The 22,765-nt window shown below is 59.5% G+C and carries 20 protein-coding genes and 2 pseudogenes; 18 read left to right on the forward strand and 4 right to left on the reverse strand.

The annotated features are described in order from the left end of the window. The first annotated feature begins 4 nt into the window (after positions 1 to 4). From DCL27_RS03325 to DCL27_RS03380, 12 genes are all read left to right on the forward strand, one after another. A complete protein-coding gene (locus tag DCL27_RS03325; RefSeq protein ID WP_005289543.1) occupies positions 5 to 625 on the forward strand; it encodes a YfgM family protein in 621 nt (206 codons plus the stop codon). A gap of 11 nt (positions 626 to 636) precedes the next feature. Continuing rightward, a complete protein-coding gene (bamB, locus tag DCL27_RS03330) occupies positions 637 to 1,815 on the forward strand; it encodes an outer membrane protein assembly factor BamB (protein WP_035600152.1) in 1,179 nt (392 codons plus the stop codon). Positions 1,816 to 1,950: 135 nt separating this feature from the next. Then, entirely contained in the window at positions 1,951 to 3,441 is a 1,491-nt protein-coding gene (der, locus tag DCL27_RS03335) for a ribosome biogenesis GTPase Der (protein ID WP_005289538.1), read from the forward strand. 93 nt (positions 3,442 to 3,534) lie between these two features. Further along, positions 3,535 to 4,491: an AEC family transporter gene (locus DCL27_RS03340; protein WP_005289536.1), complete on the forward strand. Its 957-nt coding sequence runs from the start codon at positions 3,535 to 3,537 to the stop codon at positions 4,489 to 4,491. 9 nt (positions 4,492 to 4,500) lie between these two features. Then, a complete protein-coding gene (locus DCL27_RS03345; protein ID WP_005289535.1) occupies positions 4,501 to 4,722 on the forward strand; it encodes a zinc ribbon domain-containing protein in 222 nt (73 codons plus the stop codon). 472 nt (positions 4,723 to 5,194) lie between these two features. Continuing rightward, complete coding sequence (gene nrfA, locus DCL27_RS03350; protein WP_309573983.1) at positions 5,195 to 6,619, forward strand: ammonia-forming nitrite reductase cytochrome c552 subunit; 1,425 nt, start codon at positions 5,195 to 5,197, stop codon at positions 6,617 to 6,619. Positions 6,620 to 6,662: 43 nt separating this feature from the next. Next, positions 6,663 to 7,262 carry a cytochrome c nitrite reductase pentaheme subunit gene (gene nrfB, locus DCL27_RS03355; RefSeq protein WP_035600147.1) on the forward strand — a complete coding sequence of 200 codons (600 nt, stop codon included), beginning with the start codon at positions 6,663 to 6,665 and terminating at the stop codon, positions 7,260 to 7,262. Next, positions 7,259 to 7,930 carry a cytochrome c nitrite reductase Fe-S protein gene (nrfC, locus tag DCL27_RS03360; RefSeq protein WP_035600146.1) on the forward strand — a complete coding sequence of 224 codons (672 nt, stop codon included), beginning with the start codon at positions 7,259 to 7,261 and terminating at the stop codon, positions 7,928 to 7,930. Before nrfB ends, nrfC begins: the two co-directional genes overlap by 4 nt. Next, positions 7,927 to 8,877 (forward strand): cytochrome c nitrite reductase subunit NrfD, encoded by a 951-nt coding sequence (nrfD, locus tag DCL27_RS03365; protein ID WP_228594472.1) that lies wholly within the window; start codon positions 7,927 to 7,929, stop codon positions 8,875 to 8,877. The genes nrfC and nrfD overlap by 4 nt, the downstream gene beginning before the upstream one ends. 33 nt (positions 8,878 to 8,910) lie before the next feature. Then, complete coding sequence (nrfE, locus tag DCL27_RS03370) at positions 8,911 to 10,590, forward strand: heme lyase NrfEFG subunit NrfE (protein WP_109691549.1); 1,680 nt, start codon at positions 8,911 to 8,913, stop codon at positions 10,588 to 10,590. Then, positions 10,590 to 10,979 (forward strand): cytochrome c-type biogenesis protein CcmH, encoded by a 390-nt coding sequence (locus tag DCL27_RS03375; protein ID WP_005289523.1) that lies wholly within the window; start codon positions 10,590 to 10,592, stop codon positions 10,977 to 10,979. Before nrfE ends, DCL27_RS03375 begins: the two co-directional genes overlap by 1 nt. Beyond that, positions 10,976 to 11,560: a TPR domain-containing protein gene (locus DCL27_RS03380; protein ID WP_035601103.1), complete on the forward strand. Its 585-nt coding sequence runs from the start codon at positions 10,976 to 10,978 to the stop codon at positions 11,558 to 11,560. The genes DCL27_RS03375 and DCL27_RS03380 overlap by 4 nt, the downstream gene beginning before the upstream one ends. Positions 11,561 to 11,583: 23 nt before the next feature. Here DCL27_RS03380 and xseA read toward each other — a convergent pair whose 3' ends face one another. Beyond that, positions 11,584 to 12,969: an exodeoxyribonuclease VII large subunit gene (xseA, locus tag DCL27_RS03385; protein ID WP_035601105.1), complete on the reverse strand. Its 1,386-nt coding sequence runs from the start codon at positions 12,967 to 12,969 to the stop codon at positions 11,584 to 11,586. Positions 12,970 to 13,140: 171 nt separating this feature from the next. Here xseA and guaB point away from each other — a divergent pair, with 171 nt between their 5' ends. From guaB to DCL27_RS03400, 3 genes and pseudogenes are all read left to right on the forward strand, one after another. Continuing rightward, positions 13,141 to 14,607, forward strand: a complete 1,467-nt coding sequence (gene guaB / locus DCL27_RS03390) for an IMP dehydrogenase (protein WP_035605329.1) — start codon at positions 13,141 to 13,143, stop codon at positions 14,605 to 14,607. Positions 14,608 to 14,690: 83 nt separating this feature from the next. Further along, positions 14,691 to 16,268, forward strand: a complete 1,578-nt coding sequence (gene guaA, locus DCL27_RS03395) for a glutamine-hydrolyzing GMP synthase (RefSeq protein WP_035600811.1) — start codon at positions 14,691 to 14,693, stop codon at positions 16,266 to 16,268. A gap of 189 nt (positions 16,269 to 16,457) precedes the next feature. Then, positions 16,458 to 16,622: pseudogene (locus DCL27_RS03400) on the forward strand (IS3 family transposase); the annotation flags it as partial. Between the two features lie 34 nt (positions 16,623 to 16,656). Here DCL27_RS03400 and DCL27_RS03405 read toward each other — a convergent pair. Continuing rightward, positions 16,657 to 16,917, reverse strand: a pseudogene (locus DCL27_RS03405) (IS630 family transposase); the annotation flags it as partial. Between the two features lie 49 nt (positions 16,918 to 16,966). Between DCL27_RS03405 and DCL27_RS03410 the strand changes: the two are divergent. After that, positions 16,967 to 18,208: an MFS transporter gene (locus DCL27_RS03410; RefSeq protein WP_035600807.1), complete on the forward strand. Its 1,242-nt coding sequence runs from the start codon at positions 16,967 to 16,969 to the stop codon at positions 18,206 to 18,208. 275 nt (positions 18,209 to 18,483) lie between these two features. On the opposite strand, the gene hemL is transcribed toward DCL27_RS03410, so the two are convergent. Then, complete coding sequence (gene hemL, locus DCL27_RS03415; protein ID WP_035600806.1) at positions 18,484 to 19,767, reverse strand: glutamate-1-semialdehyde 2,1-aminomutase; 1,284 nt, start codon at positions 19,765 to 19,767, stop codon at positions 18,484 to 18,486. 229 nt (positions 19,768 to 19,996) lie between these two features. Here hemL and clcA point away from each other — a divergent pair, with 229 nt between their 5' ends. After that, complete coding sequence (gene clcA / locus DCL27_RS03420; protein WP_228594473.1) at positions 19,997 to 21,421, forward strand: H(+)/Cl(-) exchange transporter ClcA; 1,425 nt, start codon at positions 19,997 to 19,999, stop codon at positions 21,419 to 21,421. Positions 21,422 to 21,527: 106 nt separating this feature from the next. Then, on the forward strand, positions 21,528 to 21,872 hold the full coding sequence (erpA, locus tag DCL27_RS03425) for an iron-sulfur cluster insertion protein ErpA (RefSeq protein WP_005289503.1): 345 nt from the start codon (positions 21,528 to 21,530) through the stop codon (positions 21,870 to 21,872). A 158-nt stretch (positions 21,873 to 22,030) separates the two neighbouring features. On the opposite strand, the gene DCL27_RS03430 is transcribed toward erpA, so the two are convergent. Continuing rightward, the gene (locus tag DCL27_RS03430; RefSeq protein ID WP_005289499.1) at positions 22,031 to 22,642 is read right to left on the reverse strand and encodes a TRIC cation channel family protein; all 612 of its coding nucleotides are present in this window, start codon (positions 22,640 to 22,642) and stop codon (positions 22,031 to 22,033) included. Positions 22,643 to 22,765 lie beyond the last annotated feature (123 nt).

Here is a 22,765-nt window from a genome sequence, read left to right on the forward strand (position 1 = left end):
AACCGTGGAAGTCTATAGCACAGAGAACGAACAGGTTGATGCCATCCGCCATTTCTTGCAAGAGTATGGTAAAACGCTGGTGGTCGGGGTGGTGATCGGCGTCGGCGCACTGTTTGGCTGGCGTTATTGGGCCAACCATCAACAGGCCGGCATGGCGCAGGCTTCCCAAACTTACCAGCAGGCCAGTGAGGCGCTGAGCGGCGGCAAGCAGGATGGGGTCGCGCTCAGCGAGGCCTTCATCAAAGAGAACGCCAATAACTATGGTGTCTTGGCTGCGCTTCAGCTGGCGCAACACGAGGTCGATAAGGCCGAGTTTAGCAAGGCGCAGAGCCAGTTAGCCTGGGCGGCAGGACAGGCAAAGGATGAAAACCTGAAGGCGCTGAGCGATCTACGTCTGGCGCGGGTACAACTACAGGATAACCAACTGGATGCCGCGCTGAAGACCCTGGATGGCGTCACCGCCAAAGGGTGGCAGGCGTTGGCTCAGGATGTGCGCGGTGATGTGTTGCTGAAGAAGGGTGACGCCAAGGGCGCGCGCGAGGCCTACAGCAAAGGGCTGGCAGAGGGGGCCTCTCAGTCATTGCAGGCGCTACTGCGAATGAAACTGAATAATTTATCCAGTTAAGGGGATAATCGATGCAATTGCGTAAAACGCTCCTGGTCGGCTTACTGTCAGCAACCATGCTGAGCGGGTGCTCCTGGTTTAGCGGCGAGACGGATACGGTGGTGATGGCGCCGTTGCCGCAGGTTGAAAACCAGTTTACTCCACAGACGGTCTGGAGCCGCTCGGTGGGTAACGGTGTCGGTGATTTTTACTCCCACCTGCGTCCGGCGTATCAAGATAATCATATCTATGCCGCCGATCGTCAGGGGCTGGTGATGGCGATGAACGCCGAAAATGGCGACAAGCTGTGGTCGGTGAATCTGGGTGAGAAGGACGGCTGGTTCTCACGTAGCGACGCGTTGCTCTCCGGCGGGCTGACCGTTGCCGGTAGTAAGCTGTATGTCGGCTCCGAGCACGCGGTGGTGTATGCGCTGAATAGCGACGACGGCAGCGTGGCCTGGAAGACGACGGTGGCCGGTGAGGCTATCTCCCGTCCGGTGGTCAGCGATGGTTTGGTGCTGATCCACACCAGCAATGGTATGTTGCAGGCGTTGGATGAGAACGACGGCGCGATCAAGTGGACCGTGAGCCTGGATATGCCGTCGCTGACGCTGCGTGGCGAGTCGGCACCTGCCGTCGCCTATGGCGCGGCGATCGTCGGTGGCGATAACGGCCGCGTCAGTGCGGTATTGCTGCAACAAGGGCAGATGATTTGGCAGCAGCGGGTGGCGCAGCCGACCGGTGCGACTGAGATCGATCGCCTGAACGACATCGACATGACGCCGGTGGTGGTTGATGGGGTGGTTTACGCCCTGGGCTACAACGGCAGCCTGTCGGCGCTGGATCTGCGCTCTGGCCAGATCGTCTGGAAGCGCGACATGGGCGGGGTGAATAACATCATCGTCGATGGCGGGCGCATCTATCTGGTGGATCAGGATGGCCGCGTTGCCGCCCTGGGTATCAACGGCGGTGTGGTGCTGTGGAAGAACAGTGAGCTGTTGCACCGTGGCGTGACGGCGCCGGTACTGTATCGCGGCTACCTGGTGGTCGGCGATGCGGAAGGGTACCTGTACTGGATCAACCCGGACGATGGACGCCTGGTGGTGGAGCAGAAACTGGATAGTTCGGGTCTGCTCAGCGCCGGTCAGGTCGCGGGGGATAACCTGATTATTCAGGCGCGTGGTGGTGACGTTTACGCTATTTCCCGTTGATTTATAAAATGATATAGGGTGGTTTTCTACCGCCCGGAACGGCTCCTGATGACCTCAGGGGCCGTTTCATCTTCTGCATATTCCTGTACGCCGAGCGGCGCTGCAGGATGAGATTACGTAATAGAGGCTTCAACAATGATACCTGTCGTCGCGCTAGTCGGGCGCCCGAATGTGGGGAAATCCACCTTATTTAACCGGTTGACGCGCACCCGTGATGCGCTGGTCGCCGACTTCCCCGGGTTAACCCGAGATCGCAAGTATGGTCGTGCTGAAGTGAACGGTCACGAGTTTATCATCATCGATACCGGTGGGATCGATGGTAGCGAGAATGGGGTCGAAACCCACATGGCGGAGCAGTCGCTGCTGGCGATCGAAGAGGCCGACATCGTACTGTTCCTGGTCGATGCCCGCTCCGGGCTGCTGCCGGCGGATGAGGCGATCGCCCGTCATCTGCGTAGCCGTGATAAGTCCACCTTCCTGGTGGCGAACAAGACCGATGGCATCGATGCCGATGTCGCCATCGGCGACTTTTACTCCCTGGGGTTGGGTGAGGTTCATCCGATCGCCGCCTCGCATGGCCGTGGTGTGACCCAGTTGATCGAAGATGCGCTGGTGCCGTTCATCCCGCAGGAGGAGCCGGCGCCGGAGCTGAGCGAAGAGGAGGCGAATGCCGCCTATTGGGCCGAGCTTGAGGCGGAAGAGGCCGAGGCTGAGGCTGAGGCCGACGAAGAGGAGGAGTTTGATCCGATCGGGCAACCGATTAAGATCGCCATCGTCGGTCGTCCTAACGTGGGTAAGTCCACGCTTACCAACCGCATCCTGGGTGAGGATCGTGTGGTGGTGTATGACATGCCGGGCACCACGCGCGACAGTATCTACATCCCGATGGAGCGCGATGAGCGCGAATACGTGTTGATCGACACCGCCGGGGTGCGTAAGCGCGGCAAGGTGACGGATACGGTAGAAAAATTCTCGGTGATCAAGACGCTGCAAGCGATCGAAGACGCTAACGTGGTACTGCTGGTGATCGATGCGCGCCAGGGCATCTCCGATCAGGATCTCTCGCTGCTGGGCTTCATCCTGAATAGTGGGCGCTCACTGGTGGTGGTGGTCAACAAGTGGGACGGCCTGAGTCTGGAGGTCAAGGAGCAGGTGAAGGATATGCTGGATCTGCGCCTGGGCTTCGTCGACTTCGCGCGCATCCATTTTATCTCCGCGCTGCATGGCAGCGGGGTCGGCAACCTGTTCGAGTCGATTCAAGAGGCCTATGAAAGCGCCACCCGTCGTGTCAGTACCTCGATGCTGACGCGTATCATGACCATGGCGCAAGATGACCACCAACCGCCGATGGTGCGTGGACGCCGCGTGAAGTTGAAGTATGCGCACGCCGGTGGCTACAACCCGCCGATCGTGGTGATCCATGGCAACCAGGTAAAAGATCTGCCGGACTCCTATAAGCGCTACCTGATGAACTACTTCCGTCGCTCGTTAAACGTGATGGGGACCCCGATTCGTATCCAGTTTAAAGAGGGGGATAACCCGTTCGCCGGTAAGCGTAATACCTTGACGCCTAACCAGATGCGTAAGCGTAAGCGCTTACTGAGCCATCTGAGAAAGGCCAAGTAACGACGCCAAGCGGGACACGAAAGTGTCCCGTTTTTTTTGGCGCTGTGCTAACGTAAATGCCCACTCTTTCCCGCCTTGCAACAAGGATGTGCTATGTCCTGGGAGACCTGGAGTTTCGCCTTTGGCGTGACCGTTCCCAATCTGCTGATGTTGTTGATCGGCATCCTGCTGCGCCGTTGGCGTCTGCTCGACGATCGTTTCTGCGATAGCGCCACGCGCCTGGTGTTTAACCTGTCGCTGCCCTGTCTGCTGTTTTTCAGCATTGCCACCAGCCAAGCCTCGCTACGCCAAAACCTGCCCTTCGTGCTGTACGGTGCCGGGGCGACGCTACTCAGCTTCCTGTTGTTAGAGTGGGTCTCTCGCTGGCTGGTGCGTGATGCACGCGAGCGGGGGATCTTCGTCCAGGGGGGCTTTCGCGCCAATACGGCGATCGTCGGCTTAGCCTACTGCGCCAGCGCCTATGGCAGCGAAGGGGTGGCGATCGGCTCACTGTATATGGCGGTGACGGTGATCCTGTTTAATGTCTTGTCGGTGATCACCCTGACACGCTCGCTCTACGGCGATACTCAACAGGGGATCGGTTGGCGCAGCATGTTGCGCGGGATCGCCTTGAATCCACTGATCATCGCCATCATCCTTGGGCTGCTGTGGGCCGCCAGCGGCTGGCCGATGGTGCAGGTGGTGCATGACACCGGTAACTTCCTCGCGGCGATGGCCCTACCGTTGGCGTTACTGTGCGCCGGTGCCAGTATCGATTGGCGGGCCATGTTCGGTGCATCGAATGTGGCTGGTTATGCCTCGCTGGCCAAGCTGCTGCTCTTGCCGCTCTTCATGACCGGTGGTGCCTGGTTGTTCGGTTTCCGCCATGTTACGCTGGGGGTGATTTTCTTGTTGAGTTCGACGCCGACCGCGGCGGCGAGCTATGTGATGACGCGGGCGATGGGCGGTAATGCGACGCTGGCGGCGAATATCATCGCGATCACCACATTGGGTTCATTTTTCACCACGGCGTTGGGACTCTACTTTCTACGTCAGTGGGGAGTGATTTAGGAGCGTATGATGCAAGACACCTGTCCGCAGTGCCAGCAGGCGCTAACGTGGCAAGATGGGCGCTGGGTGTGCCCCGTCTGTCAGCAAGCCTACCGCCGCGAGGCTTTGTGCCCGCAATGCCAACACCCTTTGCAAGTATTGCAGGCGTGCGGTGCCGTCGACTATTTTTGCCAACAGGGTCATGGTCTGATTTCGAAAAAGCAGGTACATTTTCGCTATATTCCCTGCTAACGCAACGACTCTATTTTATTTAAATTAAAATACCCCGCTTGGGGTATTTTTTATTTGTTGTGATAAGCGCGAGTTGTTTTTTATTTGTTTTGTCGGGTTTTCCTCAGCTCTGGCGTGTATTAGACCATGTTTTCATTCCTCTTCGTGGCCTTATCTACAGAATATTTCATTGTTATGTATGGTTTTTTCTCGCCTTGATCGAAAGCAATATTTTTTATGTGGTTTTTGCTATTTATGGTGGGCGATCAATAAAAATAAACTGCGCGCAGACTGGGGTGCATTAAATATTTATTAGGCGAGATACCATTATTTATGTCGCTGCTGGCTGTTTTACTTCGCTCTGGCAATTATTTTCATCCTCACGCCCAGGGATGTGCGCTGTGTTAATCCTAACCTGCGGGTTAGCTACCAGGCAGGTGTTATAACGGTGGATGGAACGCTTATGAGCAAGGTAAGCAATGCACTACAACGGATGCTGTGCGGGGTGGTGTTAGGGTTATGGGGTTGGGGCGCGCAGGCCGCCGACGCGACAGAGAAAGGAAACGCGGCGCCGCCGCCTGCTGGCGTGGCGGTGGAGGCGCGCAACGATCGTTTCGCCGCCATTCACCCCGATCAATACGCCTCCTGGCTGGCAACGTCGGAGCAGGGCGAGCGAGCCGATGCCTTGGCCGAGGATCCCCGCCTGGTGATCTTGTGGGCCGGTTACGCCTTCGCCAAAGACTATAACAAGCCGCGCGGGCACGCCTATGCGTTAACCGATGTACGCGAGACATTGCGTACCGGAGCACCGATGAAGCCGGAGGATGGCCCGCAGCCGATGGCCTGTTGGAGTTGTAAGAGCCCCGACGTGGCGCGGGTGATCGCCGAACAGGGCGAGGATGCCTATTACCATGGTACCTGGGCGAGCGGCGGGCCACAGATCGTCAATGCCTTGGGCTGCGCCGATTGCCACAACACCGCGTCGGCCGATTTTGCCGCCGGAAAACCGGCCTTGCACCTGTCACGTCCCTACGCGATACGCGCCCTAGAGGCGATCGGCAAGCCCTTCGAACAGGGTAATCGTTTCGATCAGCAGTCGATGGTTTGCGGCCAGTGCCACGTGGAGTATTACTTCTCCGGCAAGGAGAAGCACGTCAAGCTGCCTTGGGATAAAGGGACCCAGGTCGATGAGATCGAGGCCTATTACGACGGTATTGGCTTCACCGATTGGGTGAACCCGCTCTCCAAGGCGCCGATGTTAAAGGCGCAGCACCCCGAATATGAGACCTGGCGCGTCGGGATCCACGGCCAGAATAATGTCTCTTGCGTCGATTGCCACATGCCCAAGGTACAGAATGCCGAGGGTAAGCTCTACACCAGCCACAAGATCGGTAATCCCTTCGATAACTTCGAGCAGACCTGCCGCAGTTGCCACACTCAGGATAAGGCCACCTTGCAGCAGACCGTAGCCAAGCGTAAGCAAGACATCCAAGATCTCAAGCTGAAGGCGGAGGATCAGTTGGTGCGAGCGCACTTCGAGGCTAAGGCCGCTTGGGCCGCCGGCGCCACGGAGGCCGAGATGCAGCCGATCCTGACGGATATCCGTCATGCCCAATGGCGTTGGGACTTCGCCATCGCCTCTCACGGGGTGCAGATGCATGCGCCGGATGTGGCGTTGCACATGCTGGGCAGCGCGTTGGATAAGGCCGCTAACGCGCGTACTCAGTTGGTGCGTGTCTTGGCGCGTCATGGCGTCAACGAGGCGGTCGCATTGCCGGATATTTCCACCAAGGCACTGGCTCAGCAGGCGCTGGGGATGAATATGCCGCAGATGACCGACGAGAAGCAGCGCTTCCTGAACACGGTTGTTCCCGAGTGGGAAGCTCAGGCGCGTAGCGCCGGGCGCCTGGATAATTAACCCCACGGCCCCGCGTTAGCGGGGCATGGCAGATGGAGTCATCATGAACCGACTGCGTTCGTTTTTTAGCGTTGGGGTGCTGCTCGGAGGTCTGGCGCTGGCTGCCCCATCATTGGCCGTAGCACAGGCTACGCCCGGTGCCGTGTCGGCCGCCTCGGCGGAGGTCGCGGCGCAACGCGACCCGAACCAGGCTTGCCTGGATTGTCATAAACAGCCGCAGGATGCCCTGCATGGGCGTCACGCGAAGGAGTTGAACCCCAATACCCAACAGGCTATCAGTTGCACCAACTGTCACGGCAATGTGTCGTTGGAGACGCATCGCGATGGCGCGCCGGATGTGATGCGCTTCAACCGCGATGGTCACAGTGCGGCACAGCAGAACAGTGTGTGCCTCTCCTGTCATCTGCCGGAGAAGCTACAGAAGGCCTTCTGGCCGCATGACGTGCATCTGGCGAATGTCACCTGCGCCGCCTGTCATCGCGCCCATCCCGCCGTCGATCCGGTCATCCGGCTGAACGAGCGTGAGCGTATCACGCTGTGCGTCGACTGCCACCGTCAACAGCAGAATAACCCGGCCTTCGATGGCGCGGCGGTGACGCTGACCCTGCCGTCGGCAACGCCGACTAAGGAGCCACAGCCATGAGTTGCTCGCGTCGCCGCTTTATTGCCGGGTTGGGGGTGATGGCCCTGTCCGGCGGCGTCTTGCCGCGGGTGGTGGCCGCTAGCACGACGCCGCAGGGCGTCCGTTTGGGGATGGTGTATGACGAGACGCGCTGCATCGGTTGTACCGCATGTATGGAGGCGTGTCGCGAGGTCAATCAGGTGCCGGAGGGCGTCTCCCGCCTGGAGATCCTGCGCAGCGACCCCATCGGTAGTTTCCCCGAGGTGAAATACCGTTTCTTTCGCCACTCCTGCCAGCATTGTGACTCGCCACCTTGTGTCGAGGTCTGTCCGACGGGAGCGTCGTTTCGCGATGCCGCTAGCGGCATCGTCGACGTCGATCCCGACCTGTGCGTCGGCTGTCAGTACTGTATCGCCGCCTGTCCTTACCGGGTGCGCTTTATCCACCCGGTCAGCAAGACGGCGGATAAGTGCGATTTCTGTCGCAAGACCAACCTGAAGGCGGGGAAGGCGCCAGCCTGCGTGCTGGCCTGCCCGACCCAGGCGTTGACTTTTGGCAATTTGGACGATCCCGACAGTGCGGTGAGCCGCCTGTTGCGTAGCCAGACGACCTATCGCTACAAGCTGGCGTTGGGCACGCGTCCCAAGCTGTATCGCATTCCGTTCCGTTACGGGGAGGTGACTCAATGACATCGCCGTTTCATTTTCCGTCGCTGGTGTGGGACTGGCCGATCGCGGTGTACCTGTTTCTGATCGGCATCTCCTCGGGGCTGGTGGTCTTGGCGATCGTGCTGCGTCGTAGCACGCCGGGAGCCGGTGAGAGTCAGAGTGCGTTGATGCGCGTCACCTTATGGTTGGCACCCGGCTCGGTCATGTTGGGGCTGTTGATCCTGATCTTCCATCTGGCGCGTCCCTGGACATTCTGGAAGCTGATGCTGCACTACAGCCCGACCTCGGTGATGTCGATGGGGGTTATGCTGTTTCAGGTCTACATGTTGGCGCTGTTGCTGTGGTTGGCATTGGTATTCCATACCGAGCTGAGTGCCTTGCAACATCGTTGGTTGCCGCGCGCGGTGTGGTTGCCACGTTGGCTGGCACGCCTACATGCCGCCTTACGCCCCTTGGAGACCCTCTTACTGGTGCTGGCGATCCTGCTGGGCGCCTACACCGGTTTCCTGCTGTCGGCGCTGAAGTCGTATCCGATGCTGAATCACCCGTTGTTGCCTGCGCTGTTCCTGTTTTCCGGCCTCTCCTCCGGCGTGGCGGTGGCACTGCTTGCCTCGCTGGGGCGCTGGGGGCACGGAGAGGCGGGGCATCGGGAGCGGCGCTTCCTGCATCGTGTCGAGGCCCCCATCGTCTGGCTGGAGATCTTCCTCCTGGCGGCCTTCCTGGTCGGCCTGGCGTTGGGGGATGAGGGTAAGGTACGCGCCTTTCACAGCGTGGTGGATGGGGGCTTCTGGAGCTGGTGGCTCTGGCTAGGGGTCGTCGGTGTGGGGATGGCGGCACCGCAGTTGGTGCATGCCTACCGGCGTTGGAGCGAGGCACGGCGTATTCTGTGGAGCGCGGGGCTGACTCTGTGTGGGGTGCTGCTGTTACGCTTCTTCGTGCTGTATGCCGGCCAATTGACCGTCGCCTGAGTATGACGCACTCCTCACGCCTAAGGAGGCGTCATGCTGTGGTGGCCTGAACTGGGCTTCTTTGCCTTATTGTTGGCGCTGTGTGTCAGTCTGCTGGCGGCGTTGCGCGGTCTCGTCTTAGCGCGTCGCCTGCCGGCGTGGCATCCTCGGTGCTGGGCATGGGCGCAAGGGGGGTTGGTACTGGCCGCCTTTCTGCTGCTGTTACAGGCCCTACTGGCGGATGATTTCACCCTGCACTATGTGGCACAGCATAGCCATTCGGCGCTGGCCTGGGGGCTGAAACTGGCCGCCGCCTGGGGGGGACACGAAGGTTCGCTGCTGTTATGGCTGTTGTGTCTGGCTGGCTGGAATGCATTATTCGCCTGGGGCGCTCGCCGACAGGCGACGCCGGCGCGCGACTATACCCTGGGGCTGATGGCGCTGATGATCGCCGCCTTCTTGGTGTTTATCGTTACCCTGGGCGATCCTTTCGCCCGGCAGTTCCCTGCGCCCCTACAGGGGCGAGATCTCAACCCGATGTTGCAGCATCCCGGGCTGATCTTCCATCCGCCGTTACTCTACCTAGGCTATGCCGGTCTGGCGCTCTGCGCTGCGCGCCTCCTGGCCGGGCTGTTGGCGCATCAGACGGCGCAGGCGATGGCCGATGGCTGCTGGCGCTGGCTGTTACCCGCCTGGGGTTGCCTGACGGGTGGCATTCTGCTCGGCTCCTGGTGGGCTTACAGCGAGCTGGGCTGGGGGGGATTCTGGTTCTGGGATCCGGTCGAGAATGCCTCGCTGCTGCCGTGGCTGACGGCCACGGCCTTATTGCATAGCCTGAACGTCACCCGACGCACTGGCGCCTTAGCGCATTGGTCGTTGTTGCTGGCCTTGGCCTCGCTGATCTTCACCCTGATGGGGACGTTGATCGTGCGCTCCGGCGTCCTGCTGTCGGTGCATGCCTTCGCCCTGGATGAGGAGCGGGCGCTGGCCTTATTGCTGCTGTTCGGCGGCCTCTCCATCGGCGCGCTGACGCTATACGCCCTCTACGCCGGGCGTTTGAGCCGTGTCTCGGCCGTGCCCACGCGCGCCTTGCAGGGGATACTGTGGTTGTTTAGCGCCGCCACGCTGATCGTGCTGGTGGGGACGCTCTATCCGATGCTGTATGGCTTGTTGGGATGGGGGCGTATCTCGGTCGGGGCGCCCTATTTCAATAGCGTATTGTTGCCCTTCGCTCTGCTGGCGCTGGCGTTGATGCTCTATCGTGGCTTGCGCCGTCCGTCGGCGGCGGGCGTCCGTTTGGCGCATTTGGGAGCGTTGTTGTGCGCGCTGGGGATCGCGGCCTACGCCAGCGGGCAGCAGGAGCGCAGCGTAGTGTTGGCGCCCGGTGAGTCGGTACAGTTAGACGCGTATCGTTTTACCTTACAGGGGGTGACGCAGTTCGCCCGCAGCAACTATACCGCCGAGCGAGGGGAGATCACGGTATGGCATGAGGGACGGCAGGTGGCGCATCTCTACCCGGAACGGCGCTATTACCTCGCCCGTAATCAGGCGATGTTCGAACCGGGCATCGCCTGGGGCTGGCGTTACGATTGGTATGGCTTGATGGCGGAGAAGCAGGGGGAGCGCTATGCGCTTCGTCTCTACCTGCGCCAGGGGATCCGTTGGATCGGCGCCGGGGCGATCCTGATGATCGTTGGGGCACTGTTGTGCCTGGTGAAAGGAGGGCGGCGTTGATGCGTATGGCGATGCTCTGGAGAGCGAGCGGGTTGTGGCTGGCCTTAGCGGGCCCACTGTGGGCGCAGGTGGTGGATACCTGGGAATTCCCGACGCCACAGGCGCGCGAGCAGGGATTAGCCATCGCCGCCCAGCTGCGCTGTCCCCAGTGCCAGAATCAAAACCTGTTAGAGTCGAACGCGCCGGTGGCCGTCGCGATGCGTCATGAGGTCTTCCGCCGGGTGGCGCAGGGGCAGGGCGAGGCGCAGATCGTCGACTTTATGACGGCGCGTTACGGCGAGTTTGTCCGCTATCAGCCGGCGATCAATCGCCATACCATGCCGTTATGGGGATTACCGCCGTTGCTGTTGGCGTTGATACTGATCGGTCTATGGCGGAGGCGGCGATGAGCGTGCGTGGAGGTGCTCTACTCGGGCCGCTGCTGGCCATCTTACTGGCGTTGCTGCTGTATGGGCTGAGTGGGCGGGGCAGCATGGTGTGGCAGGCGCAACGTCAGCAGCAGGAGGCGGCGCAGATGAGCGCTCAGCAGCAGGCCGATCGGCAGTTGACTCAGCGCTGGTTGGCGGTGCGTGCGGCGCCGCAAGATAGCGCGGCGTGGGCAGCCTTGGCGCAGCGCTACCTGGAGCGGAACGAGTATCGCGAGGCCTTGCGCGCCTATGATCGGGCGTTGCAGCTCCGTGGCGAAAATGCCGAGTTGCTGGCAGCGCGGGCGACGGCACACTACTACGCCGCCGGGCAGCGTATGACGCCGCCAGCGCAAGCCGATGTGACGGCGGCATTGCGTTTAGACGCGCAAGAGGTGTCGGCTTTGATGTTGCTGGCGGAGGCGGCCTTTAGACAGGCGGATTACCCACGGGCGATCGCTCTCTGGCAGCGCCTATTGGACGGCGCTTCGCCCCGTATCAATCGCCCGCGCTTGATCGAGGCTATCGCCACCGCGCGCTTGTTGGAGCAGGCGCGTGCCCGCTGAGTACGCCGCCGGTCGGTATGGCGTTAGGTTTCATCGTGCGGCTTACGCCGGCGGCGGCGAGGCGCGAGCGGCACGCTTCCCGTCACTTGACTCTCGATCCAGCCATCCTCCAGACGCGTGCGTAGCACGTCACCCACGGCGGCCTGAGCCCGTCGGCGTAGCACGTGGCCATCGGCGCACTGGGTGACGCTGAAGCCGCGCGCCAGCGTGGCCAGAGGGCTGACCCCTTCGAGGCGGGCGCACAGGGTGGCGAAGCATTCGCGCTGCTCAGCCATGCGCCGTTGCAGCTGGCTCTCTAGGCGGTGTTGCAGCTGCTGCAGTTGGTAGGCCCGGTTGCGCAGGCTATGTTGCGGTGAGTGTTGGGCGAGACGTTCGGCTCCGTGGCGCCAACGCCGTTCCGCCAGACGCAGACGGGTATCCATGGCTTGCGCCAGACGGCGGCGCAGGACGAGTAACTGCGCCTGTTGGCGCGCCAGGCGCAGTTGGGGATGCTGTTGCGCCAGGCGGTGGTGTAGCTGTTGCAGACGTTGACGCTGGCGCGCCAGGGCATAGTCCAGCGCCATCTCCAGGCGCTGACGCTGACTCAGTAGGCGGCGTAGTAACTCATCACGGTTACGGCTGACCACTTCCGCCGCCGCCGAGGGGGTCGGCGCACGCAGGTCGGCGACGAAATCGGCGATGCTGACGTCGGTCTCGTGGCCCACGGCGCTGACGATGGGGATACGGCTGGCGAAGATCGCCCGCGCGACTCGCTCGTCGTTAAAGCTCCACAGATCCTCCAATGATCCGCCGCCGCGTCCGACGATCAAGACGTCACACTCCGCCCGTTGGTTGGCGCGTTCGATGGCGCCAACCAACTGCGCCGGAGCCTCGGCCCCCTGCACCGCGCTGGGGTAGATCACCACCGGCAGGGCCGGATCGCGCCGGCGCAACACATGCAGCACATCGTGCAGCGCCGCCCCGCTGGCCGAGGTGATCACCCCGACGCAACGTGCCGGCTGCGGCAAGGGCTGCTTATGGCGGATGTCGAATAATCCCTCGGCTTGCAGACGTTGCTTGAGTGCGTCGAACTGTTGCTGCAATAGGCCGTCACCGGCGGGTTGCATGCTTTCGGCGATCAGCTGGTAGTCGCCGCGCGGCTCATACAGGGTGATGCTGGCTCGGACCAGCACCTGTTGGCCATTCTGCGGGCGGAAGGTGACGCGCCGGTTGCTGTTGCGAAACATGGCGCAACGCACCTGGGCCTTGTCATCCTTAAGGGTAAAGTACCAGTGGCCGGAGGCGGGTTGGGAGAAGTTGGAGATTTCGGCCGACAGCCAGATCTGCCCCATCTCCAGCTCCAACAGTTGGCGCACGGTCTGGTTCAACCGGCTGACGGTAAAGATGGTGGGGGTAACAGGCTGCGTCATGTGACCTAGATCAAACTTAAAATCATACTGTTAATTAGTCGATACTACATGCATGAACATGCATCGCAAGATATTTTTGAAAAAAATGCTGGAGGCAACCGATTCCGGCCTGTATAATGCCGCGGCAATATTAAATCTGGTTTGACCTTCCACTCTGGTGAGATATTGCTCATGCTACGTATTGTTAAAGAAGCCCTGACGTTCGACGACGTTCTCTTAGTTCCTGCCCATTCTACCGTTCTGCCGAATACCGCCGAACTTGGCACTCAGCTGACTGCCTCTATCCGCCTAAATATTCCGATGTTGTCCGCCGCGATGGACACCGTCACCGAGGCACGCCTGGCGATTGCCTTGGCGCAGGAAGGCGGTATCGGTTTTATCCACAAAAACATGTCCATCGAGCGTCAAGCCGATGAAGTGCGCCGGGTGAAGAAGCACGAATCCGGTGTCGTGACCGATCCGCAGACCGTCACGCCGACCACCACCCTGCGCGAAGTCAAGGCGCTGACCGAGCGTAACGGCTTCGCCGGTTACCCGGTGGTGACCGAAGGTAATGAGCTGGTGGGCATCATCACGGGCCGCGACGTGCGCTTCGTGACCGATCTGGATCTGCCGGTGACCGCCGTGATGACGCCGAAAGAGCGTCTGGTGACGGTGAAAGAGGGTGAGGCCCGCGAAGTAGTGCTACAGCGCATGCACGAGAAGCGCGTTGAGAAGGCGCTGGTGGTGGACGATAGCTTCCATCTGCGCGGTATGATCACGGTAAAAGATTTCCAGAAGGCCGAGCGTAAGCCGAACGCCTGTAAGGATGAGCACGGTCGCCTGCGCGTCGGTGCCGCCGTCGGTGCCGGTGCCGGTAACGAAGAGCGCATTGCCGCCCTGGTAGAAGCCGGTGTCGACGTGTTGCTGATCGACTCCTCACACGGTCATTCCGAAGGCGTGTTGCAGCGTATTCGCGAGACGCGCGCCAAGTTCCCGCAGTTGCAGATCATCGGCGGTAACGTCGCCACCGCCGCTGGCGCCAAGGCACTGGCCGACGCGGGCGTCAACGCCGTTAAAGTGGGTATCGGTCCGGGCTCCATCTGTACCACCCGTATCGTCACCGGTGTTGGCGTGCCGCAGATCACCGCCGTCTCCGACGCCGTCGCCGCCCTGGAAGGCACCGGTATCCCGGTGATCGCCGATGGGGGCATCCGCTTCTCTGGCGACATCGCCAAGGCACTGGCCGCTGGCGCCGCCTGCGTCATGGTCGGCTCGATGCTGGCCGGTACCGAAGAGTCCCCGGGTGAGATCGAACTGTATCAGGGGCGCTCCTTCAAGTCTTACCGTGGCATGGGCTCCCTGGGCGCGATGTCCAAAGGCTCCTCCGACCGTTACTTCCAGAGCGACAACGCCGCCGACAAACTGGTGCCGGAAGGCATCGAAGGGCGCGTGGCCTATAAGGGCCGCCTGAAAGAGATCGTCCATCAGCAGATGGGTGGCCTGCGCTCCTGCATGGGGCTGACCGGTTGTGCGACCATCGACGAGTTGCGCACCAAGGCGCAATTCGTTCGTATCACGGGCTCCGGTATCCAGGAAAGCCACGTGCATGACGTCACCATCACCAAAGAATCACCTAACTACCGCCTGGGTTCATAATCCGGCGAGCCGGGTCAGGCATTTGCCTGACCCACTGAGTTTGTACCGTTTTGCCCGTTCAATTTGCCAATATAGAGCCACTAATGACGCAAAATATTCATCAAGACCGCATTCTGATCCTGGATTTCGGTTCACAGTACACCCAGTTGTTGGCCCGTCGCGTACGTGAAATCGGCGTTTACTGCGAGCTGTGGGCATGGGATGTCAGCGAAGCGCAGATCCGTGACTTCAACCCGAGCGGCATCATCCTTTCCGGCGGCCCGGAGAGCACGACGGAAAGCGGCAGCCCGCGCGCGCCGGAGTATGTCTTCCAGGCTGGCGTCCCGGTACTGGGCGTCTGTTACGGCATGCAGACCATGGCCATGCAGATGGGCGGCCGAGTAGAAAGCTCTACCGAGCGTGAGTTCGGCTATGCCAAGGTAGAGATCACGTCGCCCAGCGCCTTGTTCGACGGCATTCAGGATTCCCTCAGCGACGACGGCAAGGCCGTGCTGGATGTGTGGATGAGCCACGGTGACAAGGTGACCGCCATTCCGGCTGACTTCACCACCGTCGCCAGCACCGAGAGCTGCCCGTTTGCCATCATGGCAAACGAAGAGAAGCGTTTCTACGGCGTGCAGTTCCACCCTGAGGTGACTCACACCCATCAGGGCCAGCGTATGCTGCAACGCTTCGTCCTGGATATCTGCGGCTGTGCCGCACTGTGGACGCCGGCGACCATCATCGAAGACGCCGTGGCGCGCATGCGCGAGCAGATCGGCGACGACGAGGTGATCCTCGGTCTGTCCGGTGGTGTCGACTCCTCCGTCACTGCGCTGCTGTTGCATCGCGCCATCGGCAAGCGCCTGACCTGTGTCTTCGTCGACAACGGCCTGCTGCGCCTGAATGAGGCCGAGCAGGTGATGGCGATGTTTGGCGACCAGTTCGGCCTGAACATCATCCATGTCAACGCCGAAGATCGCTTCCTCGCCGCGCTGGCCGGCATCGCCGACCCGGAAGCCAAGCGTAAGACCATCGGTCGCGTGTTCATCGAGGTGTTTGATGAGGAGGCCGCCAAGCTGCCTCAGGTCAAGTGGCTGGCTCAGGGTACCATCTACCCGGACGTGATCGAATCCGCCGCCTCTGCTACTGGCAAGGCGCACGTGATCAAGTCACACCATAACGTGGGTGGCCTGCCGGAAGAGATGAAGCTGGGTCTGGTCGAGCCGCTGAAAGAGCTGTTTAAGGATGAAGTGCGCAAGATCGGCCTGGAGCTGGGTCTGCCGCACGACATGCTGTACCGTCACCCGTTCCCGGGACCGGGTCTGGGCGTGCGCGTGCTGGGCGAAGTGAAGAAGTCCTACTGCGATCTGCTGCGCCGCGCCGACGCCATCTTCATCGAAGAGCTGCACAAGGCCGACCTGTATAACAAGGTCAGCCAGGCCTTCACCGTCTTCCTGCCGGTACGCTCCGTCGGCGTGATGGGCGATGGGCGTAAATATGACTGGGTCGTCTCGCTGCGTGCGGTAGAGACCATCGACTTCATGACCGCTCACTGGGCGCATCTGCCTTACGACTTCCTGGGCCGCGTCTCCAACCGCATCATCAACGAAGTCAACGGCATCTCTCGCGTGGTGTACGACATCTCCGGCAAGCCGCCGGCCACCATCGAGTGGGAATGATTTCCCGCCTGGCGCTAGCCTGAACGGACAAGCCGTAAAACACCGCTAAGCCCGCATCACTGCGGGCTTTTTTGTTTTTGTCTCTGGCACTGTCTGGCCGCTGTTAGCAACGGGAGGCACGGTTTTTTCAATGGAATTTTTGATGGTACTCTCTGGTTTTGAATTCAGATTTGAAAAAATCATGTGTCCTTCAGTTCGCTGCAAAAAGAGCGCATCAGAAAATGCGTTTATCAACCCTGGGAACTGGCTAGGGCGGATATCTTCGATTACATTGAAGCCTTCTACAACCGGGCCCGCCGCCGCCGCTACTTGGGCGGCATCACTCCAGAGGTCTTTGACCGGGTCTGTTCGTGAGGATAGCGTTTGTCTATGGTTTCGGGGTCAGTCTATCTGCGCCGATTTTGGAGTTGAGATGGATATCGACTTCATCCTCATAAAAGAGCGGATGCTCGGCGCTGTATTCGTCTAGCGTTTTATGGATTGCGGCCATCTTTTCATTTTTATGCGGGTCACCGATACGAAGGGCAGCTCTGCACCATACTAGTCCGGCTAAGGGTAACCTGCGACGCACTGCCCTGGTATATCACTGATATTCGGTTATCTCATTGATTTTTATTGCCAGTGGCTTTGTACTCCAGCGTGAATGCTGTTTGTGGTCTTATGAGGCTGGATACGTCATGTCATGTGCTGGAGGAAACATGGGGGAGGGATTAGGGCGGGACTTCTGGTTCTACCGATGTGCTCAGATCGCGACGGCACTGGGTTACAGCGCATCGTCGATTGCGGTTGTCTGGTGGATTCTGGGTGAATACCAGAAGATGATCTATGTCTCATATCTTATCGTCCCGCCATTGATCGTTTCTGCGCTGGCTCAGCCACTGATTGCGCCTGCTGGCGATCGCTACAATAAGAAATTGTTGATCTTGTCCGGTCTTGCTCTCCAGTTTTTAAGCTATATCACCGTTGCTTTTGTTTTCATGTCTGGTGGAATGAAATTGTCGCTGCTGGTTACACTTGAGCTCCTGTCTGCTTCAGGACGAATTTTGTTTAATGCAGGCTCAATCGGTATTCTTCCTCACCTTATCCCTGAAAACAGGATCATCGATGGCATGAATATTACCCACCGTGTTACCTCCACGATGTCCATTATTGGTGGCGTTTCCGGTGGTGCAATGGTGACTTTATTTGGGGTCGCTAATTCGTTTCTTTTTTTAGCATTCTGTATCAGTCTTGCCTGCGTATTCTGCATAAGCATGCGCTGTCATTCTCAGGATAGCCAGAGGGCGGGCCATCGAACTCGATGGCTGGATGATGTCAGGGAGGGGTTTAACTACACAACGAATAATAAGGTGATTTCTGGATTTTTTATATACAGCCTTATTATTAGCCTTGCCTTGGCACCAATGATGGTAGCCTTTCCCTATGTTTTCAAAGAAATAAAAGGACTGTCTCCTTTCTATGTCGGATTGCTTGCGACCTGCATGGGGGCAGGGATGATAACTGGATCGTTTATCTTCCCTCATTTACGCTCTCGATTTGATAATAAGTCTCTGGTTTATGTCTCTTCGTCACTCTTTTTTCTCTCTTTATTGCTGATAAGTTTGTGTCATCATGTCATCGTACTTTTTATTGGGCAATTTATCATCGGGTTATCACGGAACTGGATTAACGTGGTGATCGACTCTCTGTTGCTGATTAATCTACCTAAACATTTAAGGACACGTGTACTGTCGAACCTGTCATTTTTCGCCATGATCAATATGCCAGTGGCAATGCTGCTGTTTAGCTATCTGATGGATTTGCTAGGGGTATATAACATCTTCCTTATGCTGTCGGTATTATGCTTTATTGCGATGTTGGTCATTGTTTCTAACCGGGAAATCAGACGGTTTTTGTCCGCGGACCCCCAGGAGGCCGCAGAGATGCTGATGAGTAAATGATGGGGCTGAATGCACTCGACGAACAATGGCGCTTTTCGGCAGTAAGGTCGTACAGTACTGTGCTCTGAATATAGGGGAAAATCCACGCACTAGCTAAGCTCCAGGCTACTTCCCAATAGGTTAGCCTGGTTACCTATCCATATGAGGCGGTTGCCGTACATCATCATGCCTAACCCGCGCGCCGCCGGCGGAGTACCCTGTGTGGGGATGGCTATGCGCTTGGCGGTTTCGCGTGGTCGCCCCGTTAACGCCCCCCGTAGGGGGCGAGGCGGAGGTTACTTCATCTTAGCGAAGCTGCGGCGGGCGGCGTCGATGGTCTTCTGGATATCTTCCTGGCTATGGGCCAGGGACATGAAGCCCGCCTCAAAGGCGGACGGCGCCAGGTAGATGCCCTCTTCCAGCATCAGGTGGAAGAAGCGCTTGAAGCGCTCGGCGTCGCAGCGCAGCACGTCTTGGTAGCCGGTTACACTGGGCTGATCGGTGAAGAAGATGCCGAACATGCCACCGACATGGTTCACCACCAACGGAATGCCCTCCTCGCGCGCGGCGGCCAACAGGCCCGCGGCCAGGTTGTCGGTCAGCTCGCTCAGCTGCGGGTAGACGCCCGGCTGGTTGATCTCGTTCAGGCAGGCGTAGCCGGCGGCCATGGCGACTGGGTTACCGGACAGGGTACCGGCCTGGTAGATCGGGCCGGTCGGTGCCAGCGCTTCCATCACCTCACGGCGCCCGCCGAAGGCGCCTACCGGCATGCCGCCACCGATGATCTTACCCAGGCAGGTCAGATCCGGGGTCACGTCGTAGTACTCCTGCGCGCCACCCAAAGCGACGCGGAAGCCGGTCATCACCTCGTCGATGATCAATAGCGCGCCATACTGATCGCACAGTTCGCGTAAGCCTTGCAGGAAGCCCGGCTGAGGCGGAATGCAGTTCATGTTTCCGGCCACCGGTTCGACGATGATACAGGCGATCTCCTGCGGATATTGGGCGAAGGCGGCGCGTACCGACGCCAGATCGTTGTACTGGCAGGTCAGGGTATGTTTGGCGAAGTCGGCCGGAACGCCCGGCGAGTTCGGCTGACCGAGGGTCAGTGCGCCGGAACCGGCCTTGACCAGCAGGTGGTCGGCGTGGCCATGGTAGCAGCCTTCGAACTTGATGATCTTATCGCGCCCGGTGAAGCCACGCGCCAGGCGGATGGCGCTCATGGTGGCTTCGGTACCGGAGTTCACCATGCGCACCATGTCCATGCTGTCGATCAGCGAAGTCACCAGTTCGGCCATGCGCACTTCCATCTCGGTCGGGGCACCAAAACTCAGCCCGTGTTCGACGGCGGCGATCACCGCGTCGCGGATCGCCGGATGGTTGTGCCCCAAGATCATCGGTCCCCAGGAGCCTACGTAGTCGATGTAGGCCTTACCATCGGCATCATACAGGTAGGCGCCGTCGGCCCGTTCGATAAACAGCGGCGTACCGCCAACGCCGGTGAAGGCGCGAACCGGGGAGTTCACTCCGCCGGGGATTAGCGTTTTGGCCTGCTCATACAGTCGTTCGGACTTATTCATTCTCGGCTCCAGGCTGATAAAAAATAGAGAAATAACCCTATGCTATTCTAAAGAAGTCTGCCGCGAGATGAAATGCATCGTGATGCGCCATGGCATGGCGTGTCGATTTTGGCCGAGAGAAACATTGTCGAATAGTTTGCGGAGACGGCGCCCTTCAGAGAGAGTAAAATGCTCAACCTATTTGTACTATTTATCTATTCCTTGACCAACTTCACTGACTGAATTAACTATGACTACGCAACAAGACTCGATCTCTCAGCCGACGACGCCCCATCTACGGCGCAGTAACGTGCTGAGACGCGTAATACACCGGGATAAGACACCGCTCGCCACCTTGGTGCTGGCGGCGATCGTCGGAACCTTGGCCGGGCTGATGGGCGTCGCCTTTGAGCGCAGCGTGGACTGGGTGCAGCAACAGCGCCTGGCCAGTCTGGCCGAAGTCGCCAACTACTGGTATATCGTCTGGCCGGCGGCGATCTTGGGATCGGCGGTGTTGGCGATGTTTGGCTACTATCTGGTGCGCCGTTTCGCGCCAGAGGCGGGGGGCTCGGGGATCCCGGAGATCGAGGGGGCATTGGAAGATCTGCGCCCGGCGCGCTGGTGGCGCGTGATCCCGGTGAAGTTCCTCGGTGGCATGGGCACCCTCGGTGCCGGGATGGTATTGGGGCGTGAGGGGCCGACGGTGCAGATGGGCGGTAACCTCGGACAGATGGTGTATGACCTGTTCCGCCTGCCTAAGCGCGACAACGAGACGCGCCATACCCTGTTGGCTACCGGTGCGGCGGCGGGTCTGACCGCGGCGTTTAACGCCCCGCTGGCTGGTATCCTGTTTATCATCGAAGAGATGCGCCCGCAGTTCCACTATAGCCTAGTGTCGATCAAGGCGGTGTTTATCGGCGTGATCATGTCGTGCGTGGTGTTCCGCTTCTTCAATGGCGAACACTCGGTGATCGAGGTGGGGCGTCTGGGCGTGGCGGAGATCAACACCCTGTGGCTCTACCTGGTGTTGGGCATGGTGTTCGGCATCGTCGGCGTGCTGTTTAACCAAGGGGTCTTTCGCACCCAGGATATGTTCATGCGGATGCATGGCGGTGACTGGCGTAAGCTGATGTGGATCGGCGCGGCGCTGGGCGGCCTGTGCGGCGCGTTGGGACTGATCCAGCAAGAGGCGGCCGGCGGCGGCTTCGCCCTGATCCCCATCGCCGCGGAGGGGAACTACACCGTTGGCATGCTGCTGTTTATCTTTATCGCCCGAGTGGTGACCACGCTGCTGTGCTTCAGCTCTGGTGCGCCGGGCGGTATCTTCGCCCCGATGCTGGCGCTCGGTACGCTGCTCGGGGCCGCCTTCGGTATGGCGGCGGCCTATCTGTTTCCCCATTACGGCATCGATCCGGGCACTTTCGCCATCGCCGGCATGGGGGCACTGTTCGCCGCCACGGTGCGTGCGCCGTTGACCGGTATCGTGTTGGTGCTGGAGATGACCGATAACTATCAGCTTATTTTGCCGATGATCATTACCTGTCTTGGCGCTACACTACTGGCGCAGTTTTTGGGCGGCAAACCGTTGTACTCCCGTATCTTGGAGCGGACGTTACACCGCCAGATGCAGGAGCAGCAGGACGCACAGAAACGGGCGGAGCAGAGTGGGCAATAAGCGCACAATACTTGAATGGATTAGTCGGGTATCGGATAATCGCCCGATGAGTCAGTATGCCCGACGCCAAGCGGCATTCTGATATGTACACTGGCTGGAGCAATCAATGAGTGACGAAATGGCAGTGCCGCTGCAATTTACCGATGCGGCGGCAAACAAGGTGAAATCGCTGGTCGCGGATGAGGATAACCCGAACCTGAAGCTGCGTGTGTACATTACCGGCGGCGGTTGTAGCGGCTTTCAGTACGGTTTTACCTTTGACGATAAGATCAATGATGGCGACATGACCATCGAAAACCAGGGGGTTGCGCTGGTGGTCGATGCGATGAGTCTGCAATACCTGGTCGGCGGCTCGGTGGACTATACCGAGGGGCTGGAAGGGTCACGCTTCATCGTGAATAACCCGAACGCCAAGACCACCTGTGGTTGTGGATCGTCGTTCAGCATCTGAATCATTGGGTTAACGGCAAATAAAAATGGCGCCTCCCTCGGAGCGCGCCATTTTTTTATGCGTATCACCGCGTGTGCCCGTGGCGGTAGCGTGTATCCTGCATGCACGTCAGGTGCCTGGCGTCTGCCTATTCGTGCCTGCGGTAGAGAAAGCGGGCATCAGTCGAGGCTAAACGTGGGGAGTTTCAGGTGCCAGCGGATGGCGGCCAGACGGATCCCCAGGGTGATGATCATGCCTAACATCATCGCTTGTTGCAGCGGCATCGCGAAGATCACGTAACCGGTCACATGAACGATACCGCCGATGATACAGGCGGTGGCGTAGATTTCGGTGCGCAGGATCATCGGGATTTCTCGTGCCAGTACATCGCGGATGATGCCGCCACCGACGCCGGTGATCACCCCCATACAGACGGCAATCATCGGCCCCGCGCCAGCGGCGAAGGCCTTATTGACACCGATGCCGACGAAGACCGCCAGGCCGACGGCATCCAGCACCGGCAGGACCCAGCCCGGTAGGCGGCGGGGCTGGCGTATTAAGACGATGGTTAACAGGCAGGTGACCATCGCCACCACCAGATCCGTCGGATCACGAACCCAAAACGCGGGGCCATTATCCAGCGCCATGTCACGAATGGTACCGCCCCCCACGGCGGTCACGACCCCCAGCACCAAGACACCGAAGGGGTCCATACGCAACTTCCCCGCCAGCAGGACGCCGGAGATGGCAAAGACGGCGGTACCCAAAATATCCAACCAATAAACCAGCATAACCTTTACCTCGTTAATGCCGCCGACCCCCGGCAGAATTGCTTATGTCGATAATGATTTGTGATCTTATTGTTTTTGTTAGGAATCACCTTCCAGAGGCGGCGCATAAGATAGCGTGAAAAT

This window comes from Edwardsiella tarda ATCC 15947 = NBRC 105688, assembly GCF_003113495.2.
Classification (GTDB): Bacteria; Pseudomonadota; Gammaproteobacteria; order Enterobacterales; family Enterobacteriaceae; genus Edwardsiella; species Edwardsiella tarda.